Here is an 18,622-nt window from a genome sequence, read left to right as displayed (position 1 = left end):
GAAGCTAAGCCTCTCAGCGCCGATGGTACTGCAAGGGGGACCTTGTGGGAGAGTAGGACGCCGCCGGACTTAACGTAGTAACACCGGGGAACCCCTGACCGATTCGGTCAGGGGTTTTCTGCGTTCCCGAGGCTGTGGAGTCCAGGCGCGGGCAGGTGGTGCCGCGGTAGGCTCAGGGGGCCATGACTGCGCCATTCACCACTGCTTCCGGGTCCGAGATCCGCGTCCGATTCTGCCCGAGCCCGACGGGGACCCCGCACGTGGGGCTCATCCGTACGGCGCTCTTCAACTGGGCCTACGCACGCCACACCGGCGGCAAGCTCGTGTTCCGCATCGAGGACACCGACGCGGCGCGTGACAGCGAAGAGTCGTACGCGCAGATCCTCGACGGGCTGCGGTGGCTCCGGCTCGACTGGGACGAGGGCGTCGACGCCGGGGGCGAGCACGGGCCGTACCGTCAGTCGCAGCGCACCGCGATCTACGACGACGTCATCGCGCAGCTCAAGGCCTCTGGTCACATCTACGAGTCCTTCGTCACGCCGGAGGAAATGGAGGCCCGTAACAAGGCCGCCGGGCGTGACCCGAAGCAGGGGTACGACAACCACGAGCGCGACCTGACCGACCACGAGCGTCAGGCGTTCCGCGACCAGGGCCGTGAGCCGGCGCTCCGCCTGCGTGTCCCGGACCGCGACCTGAGCTTCGACGACCTCGTCCGCGGTGAGATCACCTTCAAGCAGGGGACGTTCCCGGACTTCGTCGTGGTCCGCCCGAACGGCAAGCCGCTCTACACGTTCACGAACCCGCTCGACGACGCGCTGATGGGCATCACGCACGTCCTCCGTGGCGAGGACCTGCTGTCCTCCACCCCGCGGCAGATCGCCCTGTACGAGGCGCTGTACGAGATCGGCATCGCACCGGCGATCCCCGTATTCGGACACCTGCCGTACGTGATGGGCGAGGGCAACAAGAAGCTCTCGAAGCGCGACCCCGAGGCGAACCTGTTCCACCACCGCGACGCCGGCATGATCCCGGAGGGGCTCGTCAACTACCTGGCGTTGCTCGGGTGGTCGATCGGTGCAGACCGCGACGTGTTCTCCATCGACGAGATGGTGGCCGCGTTCGAGGTGACCGACGTCAACCCGAGCCCGGCCCGGTTCGACCACAAGAAGGCCGAAGCGATCAACGGGGACCACATCCGACTGCTCGAGCCTGCGGACTTCCGGTCCCGACTGCTGCCGTACCTGACGGACCTCGTCGCCGACCCGCCCACGGCGGAGCAGCTCGACGTGCTGACCAAGGCGGCGCCGCTCGTCCAGGAGCGCATGCAGCTGCTCGGCGAGGCGCCGGCGATGCTCGGGTTCCTCTTCACCGCGGACGCCGACCTGGTGGTCGAGGAGGACGCGCTCGCGTCGCTCAAGGGTGACACGGCTGCGGTCCTGTCGGCCGGCATCGCCGCGCTCGAGCAGCTCGACGACTGGCGGACCGAGGCCATCGAGGGCGCGCTCCGCACGGCGCTCATCGACGACCTCGCGTTGAAGCCCCGGGTCGCCTTCGGCCCGCTGCGCGTCGGGGTGTCCGGACGCCGGATCAGCCCGCCGCTCTTCGAGTCGATGGAGATCCTCGGCAAGGAGTCCACCCTGACGCGCCTCCGCGCGCTCGCAGCCCGCTGAACGGCGGACGATGACCACCCCGGATCCGTCCGTCGTCCACGACGTCGCGGTCATCGGCGCCGGACCCGCCGGGTTGAGCGCTGCGCTCAACCTGGTGCGGGCGAAGCGGACGGTGCTGCTCGTCGACGCCAACCGCCCACGCAACGCCGCGACCCTGCGCTCGCACGGGTTCCTGACGCGTGACGGGGTGTCGCCGCTCGAGCTCCGGAAGCTCGGTCGGCTCGAGGTCGAGGCGTACCCCGAGGCGACGGTCGTGCAGGCCGTGGTCGACCAGGTGACGCCCGACGCGGACGGCTGGCGCCTGCACGGCACGTGGCGGGGGGCCGAGGTGGACGCCCGGGCACGGACCGTCGTCGTCGCCACGGGCCTGCGCGAGGAGTTCCCGGCGCTGCCGATGCTCCGTGCCTTCTACGGCACCGCGGTGCACAGCTGCGTCGAGTGCGATGCGTACGACAAGGCGGGGGAGCCCCTCGCGTTCATCTGCGAGACCGACGACGTCGTCGACCGTGCGCTGCTCATCGCCGCGTGGACCGACGACCTCATCGTCTACACGAACGGTGTCGCACCACTCGACGACGCCGGGCGTGCTCGGCTGGCGCGCGCGGGTGTGGTGGTCGACGAGCGGGTGGTCGAGGACCTCGTGGGCGACCGGACCGGGATGACCGGCGTCCGGCTCGCCGACGGGCACGTCGAGCCGCGGTCGGGTGGGTTCGTCCGGCCGACGTGGCACGCCGACCTCGACTGGCTGCACACGACCCGCGAGCGGGGATCCGAGGCCGAGACCGGTGCCCGTACCGGGCCGGGCACCGACACGCCCGGCGTCTCGGACACCCTCGAGCGTGACGCGCAGGGCCTGCTGGTGGTCGACCGGGTCGGCCGGACCACCGTACCGGGGCTGTACGCCGTGGGTGACGTGACGCCTCCCGGGCCGGAGCAGCTCATCGTGGCCGCGGGACACGGTGCCGCGACGGCTGCGGCGGTGCACCGTGACCTCGTGGGTGGTCTCACGGACCTCCGGGATGCTGTACAGTAATTGATCGTGCCCCGGACAACGGGGCCGAAAGGCCAGCAGGCCTTTTGGGGTATGGTGTAATTGGCAACACAGCGGTTTCTGGTACCGTCGTTCTTGGTTCGAGTCCAGGTACCCCAGCACTCGACGAACAGCCCCCGGGACATCCCGGGGGCTGTTCTCGTTCCACGGCTCCGGTGATCCGAAGCGTCCTCATCGCCGATCCGGAGCAGCCGGACAGCGCACTCCGAGGTTGCGCGGAACCGCACGATGCCACGAGCCCACCAGGCGCGCGTCGACCGGTGTCCCGCGCCCTGGACCGTCCCCGTCCGGCAGGCGAGCGCCGTGACGGTGGTGCGCCGTGCCTCCCGGCCGGGTTGCGTGACCCCGCACCCCACGGAACGCGGGTCGTGGGTCGGGACCGCGGGGTCGTACCGTCGCCGTACCGACGCGGGGGCCGCGCCGGTCCACCGACGAGCACCCGAGGTGTCATCGTGACCTCCGCAGAACCGCTGACGACGACAGCCGACCACTGGGTGCACCGCGCCGCGGTCCCGCTGGCCGACGACCACTCCGTGCTGGACCGCTGGGACCGCGTGGTCGCGCTGCACGGAGACGCTGCGGCACTCGCCGGGGACGGCCGGCCGTACACGTTCGCCGAGGCCGACCGCGCGGCGCGGTCGCTCGCGACGGTCCTGACCACCGAGCTCCGGCCCGACGACCGGAGCGGCGCGGGCGTCGACGCGGAGCCCGGCGGGGCATCGAAGCCGGTCGGCATCATGGCCGGGCAGACCACCGAGGCCGTCGTGGCGATCCTGGCGCTCGTGCGCGCCGGTCGCACCGTCGTGGTCCTCGACGACCACCTGCCGGCCGTGCGCCTCGGGCACGTCGCGCAGCTCGCCGGCGTCGACGAGATCGTGGCGGATGCCGACCGCGCCGAGGTCGCAGCCACCGTCGTCGCCGAGCGGAGCGGGCGGGTGCACGCCCTGGCGGAGATGCTCGACCCTGCCGACGCGACCGCGACCGCGACCGCGACCGCGACCGCGACCGCGACCGCGACCGACCCGACCCCGGCGGCACACACCCGCCCCGGTGGCCGCGACCCCTTCGCACTCGTGTTCACCTCCGGCTCGACGGGCATGCCGAAGGGCGTCGTCCTGACGCACCGGCAGCAGCTCGCGAACGCCGAGCAGGACGCCGTCGCGCTCGGCACCGGCCCCGGTGACCGGCTCGGTGTCGTGCTGCCGCTGTCGTTCGCGGCCGGGCTGCTGTTCTCGTTCGACACCCTGCTGAACGGCGGCACCGCCGTGCTGCTCGAGCCCCGCGAACTCGGGGTCGAGCGGCTGCTCGCCCGCTTCGCCGACGACGGTGTGAACGTCCTGGTGTGCACTCCGCACCTGCTGCGGTCGATCGTCGGCTCGCGGACCGCACCCGGCGCGCAGGCGTCCGGCGCGGCGCCCGCCCTCGGCGGTCTGCGCTTCCTGATGACCACGGGCGAGGCCGTCACGGGCGCCGACATCGCCGCCGCCCGACCGCACCTCGACGCCGGCACGCTGCTCCTCAACGCCTTCGGGTCGAGCGAGACCGGCTGCGTCGCGTACTGCCCCGTCGAGCCGGGCGCAGCGGTCCCGGAGGGCGTCGTGCCCGCCGGCTGGCCGCTGCCCGGCAAGACGGTGCTCGTGCTGCGCGAGGACGGCAGCCCCGCCGGCCCGGGGGAGACCGGTGAGCTCGTCATCGTCTCCGACGCCCTGACCGCCGGGTACTGGGGCGCTCCGGAGAAGACCGCGGAGCGTGCCGGACGCACCGACGACGGCGTCCCGACCTGGCGCCAGGGCGACCTGGCCCGGATCGAGCCCGACGGGCGGCTCGTGCTGCTCGGCCGGTCCGACGACGCCGTCAAGGTCCGCGGGTACCTCGTCGAACCGAGCGAGGTCGAGGCGGCGCTCCGCGCGATCCCCGAGGTGCACGACGCCGTCGTCACCGCACAGGTCGACCCACCCGCCGTGACCCGCCTCGTCGCGTACGTCGTCGGCCGTCCGGGCCAGCGCACGCCCACACCCGCCGCCCTGCGGCTGGCCCTGCGCGAGCGTCTGCCGGAGTACATGGTGCCGGCGTCGATCGTGCCGATGACGGAGCTGCCGCGGAACGAGCGCGGCAAGGTCGACCGCGCGGAGCTGCCCGGTGCCCCGAGCATCGAGACCGAGATGGTCGAGGGCGAGTACGACCAGTGGGAGCTCGTCGTCGGGCAGATCTGGGCCGAGGTGCTGGGCCTGCGCGGCGTGCACCTCGACGAGGACTTCTCCGCGCTCGGCGGCGACTCGCTGTCGGCCGAGGAGATGCTCGCGCTCGTGCAGACCCGCCTCGGCATCGACCTGCGGTCCTCGGACGTCCTGCAGCACCCGACGCTCCGGTCCTTCGCCCGCCGGGTCCGGAGCGGGACCACGGCGCTGCCGAGCCACCCCGACGTCGTCAAGGTGTCCGGTGCCCGCGAGTCCGGCCGGCCCCCGGTGTTCTGCTTCGCCGGTGGCGGTGCGCTGGCCCTGACGTTCCTGCCGCTGTCCCGCTACCTGCCCGAGCACGACGTGTACGCGTTCCAGCAGCACGGCCTGGAGCGTCGGGGCGTGCCGGACTGGTCCATCCAGTCCAGCGCCCGCCGGTACGTCGCCCTGATGCGCATCGTGCAGCCGCGAGGACCGTACCTGCTGGTCGGACACTCGCTCGGCGGTCTCGTCGCACTCGAGATCGCCCGCTTGCTCACCGAGAGCGGCGAGCAGGTCGAGCACGTCGCCCTGCTCGACACGTACCTGCCGCGGACGGGCGCCGAGGGGGTCCGGCAGCAGTTCGGCCGGCTCGAGCCCCGGCAGCACCGGAACCCCGCGGTGCGCGCCGCCGGCCAGCGCCTCGCGGGGGCCGTGCGGCGCGTGCTGCCGTCCGGCATGTCGTGGGGCGAGCACGTCGCGAAGCGGGCGCGGGCCTACAGTGCCGGTGTGCTGCGGCACGGCGGGCAGAAGGACTTCGACGCCTTCTTCGACCAGGCCGAGCTCGTCACCAGGCGGCACCACCCGACGCCGTTCCACGGGCGGGCGACCTACGTGCTCGCCGACGCGAACCCGGATGCCGCCGGCTGGTCCGCCCTGCTGCGTGGACGGACCGAGACGGTGCGGATCGGGGCCGAGCACAGTTCGCTGCTGCGGGAACCGCACGTGGCCGACCTGGCGACGGCGCTGCGCACCGCGTTCGCGACGGAGGGCGCGGCCCGCGACTGAGCGACCGCGCCCATCCAGTGAGCAGGCTGCCTCCGTCCAGTGAGCAGGCTGCGCACATCCAGTGAGCGAAAGACGTCGCCTCCGCAGTCCGGAGGCGACGTCTTCTGCTCACTCGGTGCAGTGGTCGCGACCACGGGCGGACGGGAGGCACGGTGCGGGCCCGCCACGCCTCCTTCGCAGGCTCGGTCGGCGCGCCCCGCGCAACGCTTCGCGTTGCCGCTCTGCGGGGCGCGCCCGTCCGGCCGTTGTCGCGTGCACTGCGCGTGGTCGCGACGCGGTGTTGCGGGTTTCCGTATCCGCGGCCGAGTGTCCGCAATGGACCGCACCGCGCATTGACCCCCACCCCGCCCGCGACGATGGTTGGACCCGCGGGGGAGAGTACCCACTCACCTGCGAAGCCGGCGGCGTCGTACCCGCGTCCCGCTGCTCGACCGATGACGGTCACCGTCGTCGATGCGTCATCCGAGGACGCACCGCTCGTTCCGCGAGCCACAACCCGACAGCAACCCTGACCCGACAGGACCGCGCCCATGCCCGCACGTACCGTTCGCCCTGCAGACCCGAGGGTCTCCGTCGTCATCCCGGCGCGGAACGAGGCCCGAAACCTCGAGATCATCCTGCCGATGCTCCCCCCGGTGTACGAGGTGATCCTGGTCGACGGCAACTCCGTCGACGACACCGTCGCCACCGCGCAGCGCGTCATGCCCGGCATCCGCGTCGTGCACCAGACCCGCAAGGGCAAGGGCAACGCGCTCGCCTGCGGGTTCGAGGCCGTCACGGGCGACGTCGTCGTCATGTTCGACGCCGACTGCTCCGCCGACCCCGACGAGATCCCGCGCTTCGTGCAGGCGCTCGTCGAGGGCGCCGACGTCGCGAAGGGCACCCGCTACTCGCTCGGCGGCGGCAGCGACGACATCACGATCGTCCGCAACCTCGGCAACCGTGGCCTGAACCTGCTCTGCAACGTCATCCTCGGCACCCGCTACAGCGACCTCTGCTACGGCTACAACGCCTTCTGGGCCGACGTGCTGCCGGAGATCGGCCTGCTGTCCTCGGAGCTCCCGAAGCCGGCCGACGGCTCGATGCTGTGGGGCGACGGGTTCGAGATCGAGACCGTGCTCACCTGCCGCTGGTCGGCCGCCGAGCTCGCGATCACCGAGGTCCCGAGCCACGAGAAGCTCCGTGTGCACGGGACGAGCAACCTGAACGCCGTGACCGACGGCATCCGTGTGCTGAAGTCGATCATGCACGAGCGTCGTCGCGCCGCGATCGGCCGCGCCGAGGTCCGTCGCGGCGCCATCGCCGTCGTCGCCCCCGCCGACCAGCTCGGCGTCGCGCCGATCGCCCCGGCCGCACCCCTGTCCGGCGGTCACCTCGGCCACACCGGCTCGATCGGCACGCCCGTCGCCGCGGCCGCCGTCGTGAGCCTCGAGGAGGAAGTCGCGTGACGAGCGTCGCGGTCGTCATCTGCGCCTACACCCAGCAGCGGTGGGGCGACCTGCAGGACAGCGTCGAGTCCGCCAAGCGGCAGCCGGAGGCCCCCGACGTCGTCGTCGTGATCGACCACGAACCCGAGCTGCTCGTCCGCGCCGCCGCCCGGTGGCCCGAGCTCCGCGTCGTCCCGAACACCGAGGACCGCGGCCTGTCCGGCGCCCGCAACACGGGTGTCGCCCTGACCGATGCCGACGTCGTCGCGTTCCTGGACGACGACGCGACCGCCGACCCGGACTGGCTCGGCCACATGCTCACCGCGCTCGAAGACCCCGACGTCGTCGGCGTCGGTGGCCGTGCCACGCCGTCCTGGCCGACCGCCACCGGTGCCGGCCCGTACGCCGACGAGCTGCTCTGGATCGTCGGCTGCTCGTACCGCGGACTGCCCGAGACCCCCGGCGACGTCCGCAACGTCATCGGCTCGAGCATGGCGTTCCGTCGCGATGCGATCATGACCGCCGGTGGCTTCCGCTCCGGCATCGGCCGCGTCGGCAACCAGCCGCTCGGCTGCGAGGAGACCGAGCTCTGCATCCGCATCGCCCAGGCCCGTCCGGGTGCGCGCATCCGGCACGAACCGCGGTCGAACGTCTCGCACCGGGTGTCCCCGGACCGCGTGACGATGCGCTACCTGCGCCGTCGCAGCTACTACGAGGGCATCTCGAAGGCCGTCCTGAGCCGTCGCGTCGGCACGGGTGACTCGCTCGCCAGCGAGTCGACGTACCTGACGAAGGTCATCCCCGGTGCGGTGCTGCGCGAACTGCGCCACATCGGTCGTGGCGGTGGCCTGCGCGCCTTCGCGATCGTGCTCTCCGTCGCCTCGACCGTCACCGGCTACGCCGTCGGTCGCGTGCTGGGTGGCGTCGTCGTGCGCACCCCGGCAGCCGCCCCCGTCGCACAGCCGGTGGGCACGAGGTGACCCGCGCGACCCTGGCGATGGTCATCTCGCCGATCGTGACCGGGCCGCTGTCCCCGACGTGGGACGGCGCCCTGTGGGTCGGCGAAGTGGACCGTGCCGACGTGCACGCGTCCAGCCACCGCGACGTGGTCGCGCTCCAGGGCGCCGAGGGCTACCGCCGCGCTCGACTGCTCGTCCGCGACCACGGCGAGCCGCTCGGCTTCGTCGAGGCGGACATCACCGAGCGTCGTCGCATCGGCGGGACGATCGACGTCCGCGCCCTGCAGCGCGCGATCCGGCCGATGCCGGTACCCGAGCGTCGGCCGGCAGCAGGTCTGGTGCTGCCGTCCGTCACCGTGGTGCTCTGCACGGACGGCGCCGCGGGCACCACCATGCGGTCCGTGCTCGCCAACGACCACCCCGACTTCGACGTCGTCGTCGTCTCGCACGGCGCCGACGACAGCGGCGCCGCGACGGTCGAGATCGGCGGACGGCGCGTCACCACGATCGCCGCGCCGGCCGGTGGCCTCGCCGCCGCCCGCAACGCCGGACTCCTCGCAGCGACCGGCGAGGTCGTCGCGTTCGTCGCCGAGGGCGCCGTCGTGGACGGCGACTGGATCGCCGCGATCGCGGGTGCGTTCGCCGCGACCGGCGACGTCGCCTGCGTCACCGGGCTCGTCCCCAGCGCCGAGCTGCGCACCCCCGCACAGCGCTGGCACGACGACCGCAGCGCGGCCGGCCGGACCGTCCGCCGTCGGGTGTTCCGCCTCGACGACACCGACGACGCGCCCCCGCACCACCCCTTCGCCGCCGCTGCCTACGGCACCGGCGACAACCTCGCCGTGCACCGCGCGACCGTGCTCCGGATCGGCGGCTTCGACACCGCGTTCGGACCGGGCACCCGCGTGGGCGGCGGCGACGACCTCGACCTCTTCACACGACTGCTGTTCGCCGGATCCGCGATCGCCGTCGAACCGGCCGCCATCGCGTGGCAGCGATCGGCGGACGACGTCGCGTCGCTGCGCGCCGCCGCTGCCGCGCACGGCCACGGACTCGGAGCCTGGATGACCAAGAACGCGTTCGACCGCGAGTCGCTCACCGCATCGGTGGACGCTGCGCCCGAGGCGCTCAGCGCCTTCGCACGACTCGGCCTCGAGCAGGGCGACCGTGCGGCGGACATCGCCGGCGACCAGTCCGGTGACGCGCAACGTGTCCCTGACGCGGTCGACGCGGAGTTCGCCGCCACCCAGCGGCGGCTGCGCGGGGTCGAGCGGCGGTCGGTGCTCACGGCGCCGTTCCTCGCGCTCACCGAACGGCTGCGTGGCGGCGGCACGATCGATCGCAACGCCCGCGGGCGGCACGAGCTGCGGCACGGACTCGCCTCGGCGGGCCCCGCCCGTCCGGTCGCCGTCGACGCGATGAGCCCGATCGCACGGCTGACCGCGGCCGGGATCGTCGTGCTGACGCTCCTGGTCGCCGGTGTCGCCGCGATCGCCGGGCTGCCGGTGCTCCGCGGGAGCGCGATCGGCGTGTACCTCTTCGCGCTGCTCGGCGTCGCACCCCTGCTGCTCGTCCGCCCGATGCCGCTGGCCCGCTTCAGCGTCTTCGCGGTCACGGCGTCGCTCGTCGGCACCATCGGCATCGGCTACACGATGGCCACCTTCCAGCTCTGGAACCCCACCGTGCCGTTCGTCGGGGTCGTCGTGCTCACCGCCGTCGCGCTCGCGATCGCCGTGCCGCGGGACGTCGCCGAACTCCAGCGTGCCCGCCTGGTGCCGGTCGCCGAGGGAACCCCGGCCCGCCGCTGGACCACCACGCACACCGTCACCGCCGGCTCGGTCGTCGGACTGCTCGTCATCGTCGTCGCCGCGCTCACGCACATCGGCGACCCGGTGCCGGACGGACTGTTCGGCTCGCTCGGCCCGGGCCTGGTCATCGGACTGGCGCTCGTCGTCGCCGCGGCCGTCGTCGCCCTGGTCCGCGGTCGCGGGCTCGCGATCCCGGTCGTCGTGCTCGGCGGCTCGATCCAGCTCGCACAGGCCATCACCTACGGCATGCCGACCGTGATGGCAGCCGCCCGACACATCGGCGTGCTCGAGTACATCCGTCGCTGGGGCGCCACGAACCCGACCGCGGACATCTTCCAGACCTGGTCCGGCCTGTTCGCCGGTGGCGCATGGGTCGCCGACGTCGGCGGCATCGACAACGCGATGACCATCGCCGCGTGGGTCCCCGTCCTGCTGGCCTTCAGCACCACGATCGCCGTCGGGGTCCTCGCCGCCAACTGGCTGCCGGGCAACCGTCGTCCGTGGATCGCGGCGTTCCTGACCGCGATGACCGGGTCGCTCAACACGACGTACTTCTCGCCGCAGTCCGTGGGCATCCTGATGTCCCTGGTGATCCTCGTGCTGGCGGTCGGCCCGCTGCGGCGCACCGCGGTCACCGCTGCCGACGGCATCCGCTCGACGATCCTCCGCGCCCGCCGCGTCGGCCTGTCGCGGATCATCGCGATCACCCTGATCGGCATCGTGCTGGTCGTCACCCACCAGATCTCGCCCTACCTGACCGTCGCCGCGCTCGTCACGCTCATCGTGTTCCGACTGCTGCGCCCCTGGTGGCTGCCCGTCGTCGTGCTCGTGCCTGCCGTCGGCTTCGCCCTGCTGAACGACGACATCCTGGGGAAGTTCCTGTCCCTGGGGGCCGTCGGCAAGGTGCTCGACAACGTCCAGCCGCCGTCGCACGACATGACGGTGCTGCCGAAGCCACTGGTCACGCGCCTCGCGTTCGACATCCCCGCGGCAGCGCTCGTGGTCCTCGGCCTCGTCGCCGTGATCACCGTGCTGATGCGCCGTGACCGCGTGCACTGGGGACTGCTGGCCACGGCGGCGAGCCCGATCTCGCTGCTCGTCGCGACGAACTACGGCCAAGAGGGCATCTTCCGCGTCGTGCTCTTCGCCACACCGTGGATCGCGATCCTGGCAGCGGGGCTCCCGATGCCCAGCGGCCGGCTGGCTCCCGTCGGCCGGCTCGTCACCCGTGCGGTGCGGCCGACGGCGGTCAAGGTCGTCGTCGCCGCAGCCGCGGTCGCCGCGATGGTCGGGATCGGCGCGTTCGGCCAGACCGCCCTCGACTGGAACCGCGTCCCGACGCGCAGCCAGTCGGCCGCGACGCAGTTCTACGACGCGACCGCGCCGAAGGGCTCCATGATGCTGCTGACCGGTTCGGCGAACGCCGTCCCGAGCAACACCGGCGCCCGGTACTTCGACGTCGGGGCGTTGTCCCGCGAGGTCCTCGGGGCGTACCCGGAGCCGCAGGGCTACGACGCCGAGGCGGACGTGTCCACGATGACCCGCCAGCTGGTCCTCGACTGGCCGGCGACGAAGTACTACGCGCTCGTCGCCGAGCCCTTCGGCGCCTACGACGAACGGTACGGCTACCAGACCGACGCCGACTACCAGGAGCTCGCGGCCGCCATGGCCGACTCGCCCTACTGGAAGCGCGTCTTCGGCTCCGGCACCACCGCCGTCTACGAACTGACCCCGGCAGGGCTGGCGCATGCGACGAACTGAGGAACGCACGGCCCGGGCCTCCCGGCGGACGTGGCGCACCGGCGCCGCGTCCGCCGCGGGCGTCCTGGCGGTCCTGGCGGTCGTCGTCGCCCTCGTCGCCGGACCGGGCGGCGCGACGTCGGCGGACGCACGAGGCCGCAGGACACCGCCGACCACGGCACCGACGAGCACGCCGACGGCGACGCCGACGAGCACGCCGACGGCGACTCCGACGAGCACACCGACGGCGACGCCGAGCGGCACGTCCGCCGCGAACCCCGACTGCAGCGCCGGCCGGGTCCTGACGATGGTGGCGCACGCCGACGACGACCTGCTGTTCTCCGGAACCGAGCTCCGCGCCGACGTCGACGCCGGCAAGTGCGTCCGCTCGGTCGTCGTGACCGCTGGTGACGCCGGCAAGCCGGCCTGGTACTGGCAGGCCCGCGAGGACGGGTTGATGGCGTCGTACGCGTCGATCGCCGGCGTCTCGTCGACCTGGACCGCCGGGCAGCTGTCGGTCGCCGGCCACACACTCCGCACGGCGACCCTGGCGACGGCCCCGCGGCTCAGCCTGGTGTTCCTCGAGCTGCCGGACGGCAACGTCGACGGCTCCGGCTTCGCGGCCACGGGCGGCGAGAGCCTGCAGAAGCTCTCCGCGGGGCAGATCAGCACGATCCACACCGTCACCGGGGCAGCCCAACCGACCTCTTTCTCGCTGACCGACCTGCGCGCGACGTTCTCCGGGCTCGTCACCGGGTACGCGCCGACCGAGATCCACACGCTCGACCACGCTGGCACGTACGGCGACGGCGACCACAGCGACCACCACACCGTCGCGTACCTCGCCGACCAGGCGCAGGCCACGTACACGGCGACGCACACGTTCACGGGGTACCTCGGGTACCCGATCGCGGACCGCCCGTCGAACCTGACGTCCGCGCAGACCGCGGCGAAGTCGTCGGCGTTCTTCGCGTACGCCGCGTACGACGGCGAGACCTGCGGATCGACGTCCGCCTGCGCGTCGCGTCCGGAGGGCTCCTGGCTCAGCCGGCAGTACGCGGTCGGATCGTCGGCCCAGCCACCCACCGACCCACTGCCCGCGCAGGGCACCGACGTCACCGCCGGTGCGACCGTCACCGCGAGCGCCGAGAACCCGGCCGACGGCCAGACCGCCGTGAAGGCCGTCGACGGCGTCGTGAGCGGGTACCCGGACGCCCCGACAGCCGAGTGGGCGGCACCTGGCGGGGGTGTCGGCACCTGGATCCAGCTGAACTGGGCGGCCGGCACGACCCTGCACGAGATCGACCTCGCCGACCGGCCGAACAGCGACGACCGGGTCACCGGCGGCACGCTGACGTTCTCCGACGGCTCGAGCGTGGCCGTCCCGTCGCTCGACAACGGGGGAGCCGTGCAGCGCGTCGCGTTCACGGCCCGCCAGGTCAGCTGGGTGCGGTTCACGGTCGGCTCGGTGAGCAGCACGACCCGGAACGTCGGCCTCGCCGAGATCCGCGCGTTCCGACCCGCGGACACGACGCCGACCCCCACGCCCACCCCGACGCCGACGCCGACGCCGACGCCGACGCCGACGCCGACGCCCACCCCGACCCCCACGCCCAAGCCGACGCTGTCGGACGTCACCGGGTCGGCCACCCCGACCGCCGCGTGGGACGACGCATCCACCGGCCAGACCGTCGCGAAGGCCGTCGACGGCATCGTGTCCGGCTACCCCGACAACGCGACGGCCGAGTGGGTCGCGCCGTGGGGCCGGACCGGCGTGTGGATCCAGCTCGACTGGGCGGCGTCGCAGCGCCTCGGCCGGATCGTCCTGCACGACCGCCCGAACAGCTCCGACCAGGTCACCAGCGGCACCCTGACGTTCTCGGACGGCAGCCAGGTCGCCGTCGGCACGCTGCCGAACGGCGGGGACGCCCTGACGGTCGACTTCACCCCGCGTGACGTCACCTGGGTCCGGTTCACGGTGACGGGCGTCTCGGACAGCACGGGCAACGTCGGGCTCTCCGAGATCCGCGCGTGGAGGAACGGGTGACGGTCGAGCAGGACACCGACCGGGAGGCCCGCCCCGCGTGGTCGGGACACCTCGCGGACGACGCGGCCTCGGCCCACGGCGCCCCACCGGCACACGGTCGGGGTCTGTCCCGGCACCGGCCGTCGCGGCGGCCCGGCGTCCGCCGGACCGCGCTCGCGGCCGGCGCGCTGCTGGTCGTCGCCGGCGTGGTCGTCGGCATCACGACCACCACCACGACGGGGAACGGCGACGACGTGACGATCCACGATCCCAGCGGCGTCACGATGCCGCGCACGGAGCCCGACGGTTGGAAGCGCGTGTTCGGCGAGGACTTCGCCGACACCGCCACCGACAACACCTTCGAGTCGCGCTACTCCGACCGGTTCGTGGCGTACCACGGGTTCGCGGACACCGCCGGGACCGGGCGCTACCAGGCGTCCACCCTGTCGGCCCACGACGGTGTGCTCGACATGCGGCTGCGGACCACGAAGGACGGGGTGCCCCTGGCCGGCGGGGTCGTTCCCCTGGTCGACGGACAGTGGGGCGGACAGACCTCCGGCCGCTACAGCATCCGGATGCGGAGCGACGAGGTCGACGGCTACGGGGTCGCCGTCCTGCTCTGGAGCGACGAGAACCTGTGGTCGGACGGCGAGATCGACTTCCCCGAGGGCGCGCTCGGCGCCCCCGCGTGGCTCAACGTGCACTGCCTGTCAGACCCGGCGGAGAAGTGCATCCACCAGCAGACCGAGGCGTCCCTGAAAGACTGGCACACCTACACGATCGAGTGGACGCCGCAGCGGATGTCCTTCCTGGTCGACGACGAGGTCGTCGGCACCACGACGGAGAACATCCCGACGGCTCGCATGCACCTGGTGGTGCAGGCCGGCTCGAACGCCGGCAACCCGCCGGCCGACGCGGACGGGTCGTTGCTCGTCGACTGGGTGACGATCGACGTACCGGCGTCCGGCACCGAGCCGAGCGTGTCGCTCCCCGACGTGACCGCGACGGCGGCGCCGACCGACTGACCGGTCAGCGCTTCGCGTGCGCCTCGAGCGCCGTGAGCAGCGCCGAGACGTGGCGCTCCCGACCGTGGTGGTCCCGCACCCAGGCCCGGCAGCGGTCCGCCAGCCCCGGTTCGGTCTCGGCCGCGTGCAGCGCCTCGACGACCTTGTCGGCCAGCGCCGCGGTCGCGGTGGGGTCGACGGTGAACCGCGCCCACTCACCGCTCAGGATCTCGGCGGTGCCGCCCGACGCCGCGGCGACGACCGGTCGGCCGGTGGACATCGCCTCGACGACGACGCGGCCGAAGCCCTCGGGCTCGATGGACGGTGCCACCACGACGTCGGCCGCGTGGAGCAGGGGGACGACGTCGTCCCGCTCGGGCACCACGACCACGGACCCTTCGGGGAGCGCCGCGATCGCGCGGCGCACGGCGGGGGCGTCCTGCGGGTAGAGCGCGCCGGCCAGTACGAGCACCGGAGCCGGGGCGGGCGGTGTGCCGTGCCCGACGAGGACGCGCGACGATGCGTGGACGCGACCCCATGCCTCCAGGATGGCCAGCACGCCCTTCGAGCGCGTGAGCCGGCCGTAGTACAGCACCACGGGGCGGTCCTGCTCGATCCCCAGCGCGGCACGGGCGCGGCGCGAGCTGGCAGCGGTCGCGGCGGGGAACGCTGCCGTGTCGACGCCGTTCGGGACCACGTCGACGCAGTCCGACCGTGCACCGGCGGCCGTCCACGCGCGGGCCATCACCGCGGACACCGCGAGGAACCGGGTGCGACCGCCCGCGAACGGGCCGAGCCGACGGTAGTTCGGAGCGTGGTGCAGGTGCACGGCCAGTGGCACGCCGGACACGAACGACACCACGCGGCCCCACGGCAGGAACTCCGGACGGTTCAGCCAGAGGACGTCCGGGCGCGAGCGGCGGAGGCGCAGGCCCTCGCGGACGAAGCGGAGCACGTCCGCCGGGGCGGTGCGCACGGTGAAGCGGTAGTCGCGGGCGTGCCGGAGCCGGACGCCGAGCCGGTCGAACGGTGCGCGCCCCTCGTCGGGGTCGCCCTCCGGTCCGGCGCGGTGCCACACCTCGACGTCGTGGCCGGCGGCGACGAGCTCGCCGACGTCCTCGAGGACGCAGCGCTCCACGCCGCCGGTGATGGCGAGACCGTTGGTGGCGACGACGACACGCAACGGGGTGGACGGGGTGGAACGGGTCATGCAGCGCCTCCGCGGGCGAGCTTCAGGCGACGGAAGAACCAGGGCAGGCAGGCGGCGACGCCGACGATGCGCACGATGTTCCAGGCGAGGTCCTGCGGCGGCAGGAGCGAGGCGGCGGCGACGACCAGCGCGATCACGACGGCGAGCACCACCCGGCGTCCGGGGCCGCGCCAGTCGCGTCGGTCCGGCAGCGCGGCCTGCTGCAGCGCAGCCAGGATGGCGTAGGCGATCACGGTCGCGATGCCGGCGCCGACGATGCCCGTCAGGGGCACGAGCACCAGGTTCGCGGCGATGTTCACGACGCCGGCGATCGCGCCGATGACCCCGACGGTGACGCCGCGGCGCTCGACGAGCAGGAGTCGACCGGTCGCACCGCTCGCGATCACCGGGAACGCGGTCAGCGCGACGACGAAGACGACGACGGTCAGGGACCCGACCCGGTAGGACGCCGGAGCGAGGATCGGGAGGGCGACCGGGGACACGAGCGTCACCGCGACGAGCACCGGGGCGAGCAGCATGTAGAGCTCGTCACGGGCGTGCATCGCGAGCCGGCGGCGGGCGACGGCGTCGCGGAGCGCGGCGAAGTGCGGTGCCCACGCCTGGTTCGTGAACGTCAGCAGCAGGATCACGGCGGACCCGACGACGTAGGCGATCTGGTACCGGGCGACCTCGTCGGCGCCGAGCAGGCGCTGCACGACGAGCCGGTCGCCGGCGTTCAGGACGAAGTACGACAGGCTGCCGAGCGCGATCGGGACGCCGAGCTTGAACGCGCGGGCCGTGGTGCGGTGGTCGAGCAGACCGCGGAGGCGCGGCTTGGTCGCCACGATGCCGATGACCATCGCGGCGCCCTGCGCGACGACCCCGCCCCACGCGTACGTGGTGGCGTCGGCGTGCACGGCGGCGAGCAGGCCGAGGCCGATGATCGAGCCGCCGACCGAGGACAGCAGGCTCGTGACGGCGAACACGCGGATGCGGTCCTGGGCGACGAGGAGCGCGAGGGACAGCTGCACGATGGCTGCGGGACCCGTCCACAGCACGGCCACGAGCAGCAGCGGGTGCTGGTCGACGAAGCCGGCGGCGTCGCCCCAGAGCGGGATGGACACGAGCGCGAACACCGTGACGGTGACGGCGGTGACCATGCCGACGAACATCAGGCCGCGGGCGCGCCGGTCGTCGCCGTCCTCGGCGCGTTGCAGCACGGACGCCTGGTCGATGCCGCACACCGCGACGACGACGAGCGCCTGGTAGAGCGCGATCGCCGACGCCAGCACACCGAACTCGGCCGGCGGCATCAGGTGCGCGAGCACGGGGGAGATGAGCGAGCTCACGACGAGCTGCATCGACCACACGACCACGTACAGCAGGCCGCGGCCGAACAGCACCGACGAGCCGCGTGCGACGGCGATCGAGTCGGTGTCGGTGGACAGCGCGCCGGGGGCCGCGGGCTGCACGGACGCCTCGCGCTCGTCGTCGCGGGTCGGTGCCGCCGACGTCACGAGCCCTTCCGACGCCACGGCCACGAGCGCTGCCGCCTCGGCCGCGCGTGCCTCACGTCGGGTCTGCGGGACGGTCACTGCGCCACCACCGCCGTCTGGCCGTCGGACGAGGTCCGCAGCGCGAAGGCGGCGTCCACCACGTCGAGCAGGTCGGTGCTCCGCTCGGTCGAGAACTTGCGGGCGAACACGTACGGGGTCGACTGGTCGGCCGAGGTCCGACGCTCCAGCACCCGGCCGGCGTCCTCGATCCCGAGCCACGGCGGGCTCTTCTGCTTCGTGCCGTCCCATCCGATCCACCAGAGCGTCTGCGCCACGTGCGCGTCCGCGAAGTCGGGGGTGAACGCGGGGGTCAGCAGGACCGAGGGGACGAAGGTCTCGTCGCCGATCCAGACCCGCTCCCAGAACGCCACCAGGTCTGGGCGCCGGTCCACCACGTCGACGACGCCCTGGGCGTGGTGCCGGGCCAGGACCTTGAGCTGCGAACCGCCACCGAACACCACGTCGCGCGGTACGCGGCGGGGGATCGGCAGGCGCAGCATGTGCTTCCGCCACGCCCAGTGCCGGAACCGCACGCGCGACCGACCGCCGTCGCGGCCCCACGCGGGGTGCGGGAGGGGCTTCGCCTCGACGAACGACCGGCCGGGGTTCGCCGTCAGGAGCGCCGAGATCTCCTCGGCGTCGGCCAACGGGTAGTCGCTGCCGGTCAGCACCGCCACGTGCGAGGCGTCGGTCTCGGCGAGGGCAGCGCGGTACCCGGCGACCTCGGCGGCGACGTTCTCCCACTTCGCCCACCCGGTGCGCATCCGCGGCAGCACGCGCACCCGTTCGGGCAGGCCGGCGGTCATCGCCTCGAAGACGTCGTCTTCGGTGCTCGCGTCGCAGTGCAGGAACACCGGGAACGGGTCGAGCGCCGCCACGAGCCGACGCACGTGCGCCGGGTCCTCGTGGGCGAGGACGATGCACGCGAGTGGCGTGGGAGTGATGGCCATGTCCGCGACGCTAAGCGG

General features: G+C 73.2%; 11 protein-coding genes and 1 tRNA gene. 9 read left to right on the top strand and 3 right to left on the bottom strand.

Annotated features, from left to right (window positions below; genetic code table 11):
- The first annotated feature begins 182 nt into the window (after positions 1-182).
- The 9 genes from gltX (at position 183) to ITJ59_RS19650 (ending at position 14,930) form a co-directional block, all read left to right on the top strand.
- A complete protein-coding gene (gene gltX / locus ITJ59_RS13635; RefSeq protein ID WP_194651809.1) occupies positions 183-1,670 on the top strand; it encodes a glutamate--tRNA ligase in 1,488 nt (495 codons plus the stop codon).
- Positions 1,671-1,680: 10 nt separating this feature from the next.
- On the top strand, positions 1,681-2,703 hold the full coding sequence (locus ITJ59_RS13630; protein WP_194651807.1) for an NAD(P)/FAD-dependent oxidoreductase: 1,023 nt from the start codon (positions 1,681-1,683) through the stop codon (positions 2,701-2,703).
- A gap of 45 nt (positions 2,704-2,748) precedes the next feature.
- Positions 2,749-2,820: transfer RNA gene (locus ITJ59_RS13625), tRNA-Gln, on the top strand.
- A gap of 353 nt (positions 2,821-3,173) precedes the next feature.
- A complete protein-coding gene (locus ITJ59_RS13620; protein ID WP_194651805.1) occupies positions 3,174-5,945 on the top strand; it encodes an alpha/beta fold hydrolase in 2,772 nt (923 codons plus the stop codon).
- A gap of 530 nt (positions 5,946-6,475) precedes the next feature.
- On the top strand, positions 6,476-7,393 hold the full coding sequence (locus ITJ59_RS13615; protein WP_194651803.1) for a glycosyltransferase family 2 protein: 918 nt from the start codon (positions 6,476-6,478) through the stop codon (positions 7,391-7,393).
- Positions 7,390-8,352, top strand: a complete 963-nt coding sequence (locus ITJ59_RS13610; protein ID WP_194651801.1) for a glycosyltransferase family 2 protein — start codon at positions 7,390-7,392, stop codon at positions 8,350-8,352. Before ITJ59_RS13615 ends, ITJ59_RS13610 begins: the two co-directional genes overlap by 4 nt.
- Complete coding sequence (locus ITJ59_RS13605; RefSeq protein ID WP_194651799.1) at positions 8,349-11,900, top strand: glycosyltransferase; 3,552 nt, start codon at positions 8,349-8,351, stop codon at positions 11,898-11,900. The genes ITJ59_RS13610 and ITJ59_RS13605 overlap by 4 nt, the downstream gene beginning before the upstream one ends.
- Complete coding sequence (locus ITJ59_RS13600; RefSeq protein WP_194651797.1) at positions 11,887-13,926, top strand: PIG-L family deacetylase; 2,040 nt, start codon at positions 11,887-11,889, stop codon at positions 13,924-13,926. Before ITJ59_RS13605 ends, ITJ59_RS13600 begins: the two co-directional genes overlap by 14 nt.
- Complete coding sequence (locus tag ITJ59_RS19650) at positions 13,923-14,930, top strand: glycoside hydrolase family 16 protein (protein ID WP_194651795.1); 1,008 nt, start codon at positions 13,923-13,925, stop codon at positions 14,928-14,930. Before ITJ59_RS13600 ends, ITJ59_RS19650 begins: the two co-directional genes overlap by 4 nt.
- A gap of 4 nt (positions 14,931-14,934) precedes the next feature.
- Here ITJ59_RS19650 and ITJ59_RS13590 read toward each other — a convergent pair whose 3' ends face one another.
- From ITJ59_RS13590 to ITJ59_RS13580, 3 genes are read right to left on the bottom strand one after another with little or no spacing between them, the layout of a single operon-like run.
- Positions 14,935-16,119, bottom strand: a complete 1,185-nt coding sequence (locus ITJ59_RS13590; protein ID WP_194651793.1) for a glycosyltransferase family 4 protein — start codon at positions 16,117-16,119, stop codon at positions 14,935-14,937.
- Positions 16,116-17,693: a lipopolysaccharide biosynthesis protein gene (locus ITJ59_RS13585; RefSeq protein ID WP_194651791.1), complete on the bottom strand. Its 1,578-nt coding sequence runs from the start codon at positions 17,691-17,693 to the stop codon at positions 16,116-16,118. The genes ITJ59_RS13590 and ITJ59_RS13585 overlap by 4 nt, the downstream gene beginning before the upstream one ends.
- Positions 17,690-18,604 carry a beta-1,6-N-acetylglucosaminyltransferase gene (locus ITJ59_RS13580; protein WP_194651790.1) on the bottom strand — a complete coding sequence of 305 codons (915 nt, stop codon included), beginning with the start codon at positions 18,602-18,604 and terminating at the stop codon, positions 17,690-17,692. The genes ITJ59_RS13585 and ITJ59_RS13580 overlap by 4 nt, the downstream gene beginning before the upstream one ends.
- Between the last annotated feature and the right edge of the window lie 18 nt (positions 18,605-18,622).

It is taken from the genome of Curtobacterium sp. VKM Ac-1393, assembly GCF_015350995.1.
Taxonomy (GTDB): Bacteria; Actinomycetota; Actinomycetes; order Actinomycetales; family Microbacteriaceae; genus Curtobacterium.
Note: the sequence above shows the minus strand (reverse complement) of the source record. Positions and strands in the feature narration are given on the sequence as shown.

What these genes read in the sequence shown, in the direction of transcription:
- gltX (WP_194651809.1), top strand. Translation starts at nt 183, where the DNA reads ATGACTGCGCCATTCACCACTGCTTCCGGGTCCGAGATCCGCGTCCGA.
- ITJ59_RS13630 (WP_194651807.1), top strand. Translation starts at nt 1,681, where the DNA reads ATGACCACCCCGGATCCGTCCGTCGTCCACGACGTCGCGGTCATCGGC.
- ITJ59_RS13615 (WP_194651803.1), top strand. Translation starts at nt 6,476, where the DNA reads ATGCCCGCACGTACCGTTCGCCCTGCAGACCCGAGGGTCTCCGTCGTC.
- ITJ59_RS13600 (WP_194651797.1), top strand. Translation starts at nt 11,887, where the DNA reads ATGCGACGAACTGAGGAACGCACGGCCCGGGCCTCCCGGCGGACGTGG.
- ITJ59_RS13590 (WP_194651793.1), bottom strand. Translation starts at nt 16,119, where the DNA reads ATGACCCGTTCCACCCCGTCCACCCCGTTGCGTGTCGTCGTCGCCACC.
- ITJ59_RS13580 (WP_194651790.1), bottom strand. Translation starts at nt 18,604, where the DNA reads ATGGCCATCACTCCCACGCCACTCGCGTGCATCGTCCTCGCCCACGAG.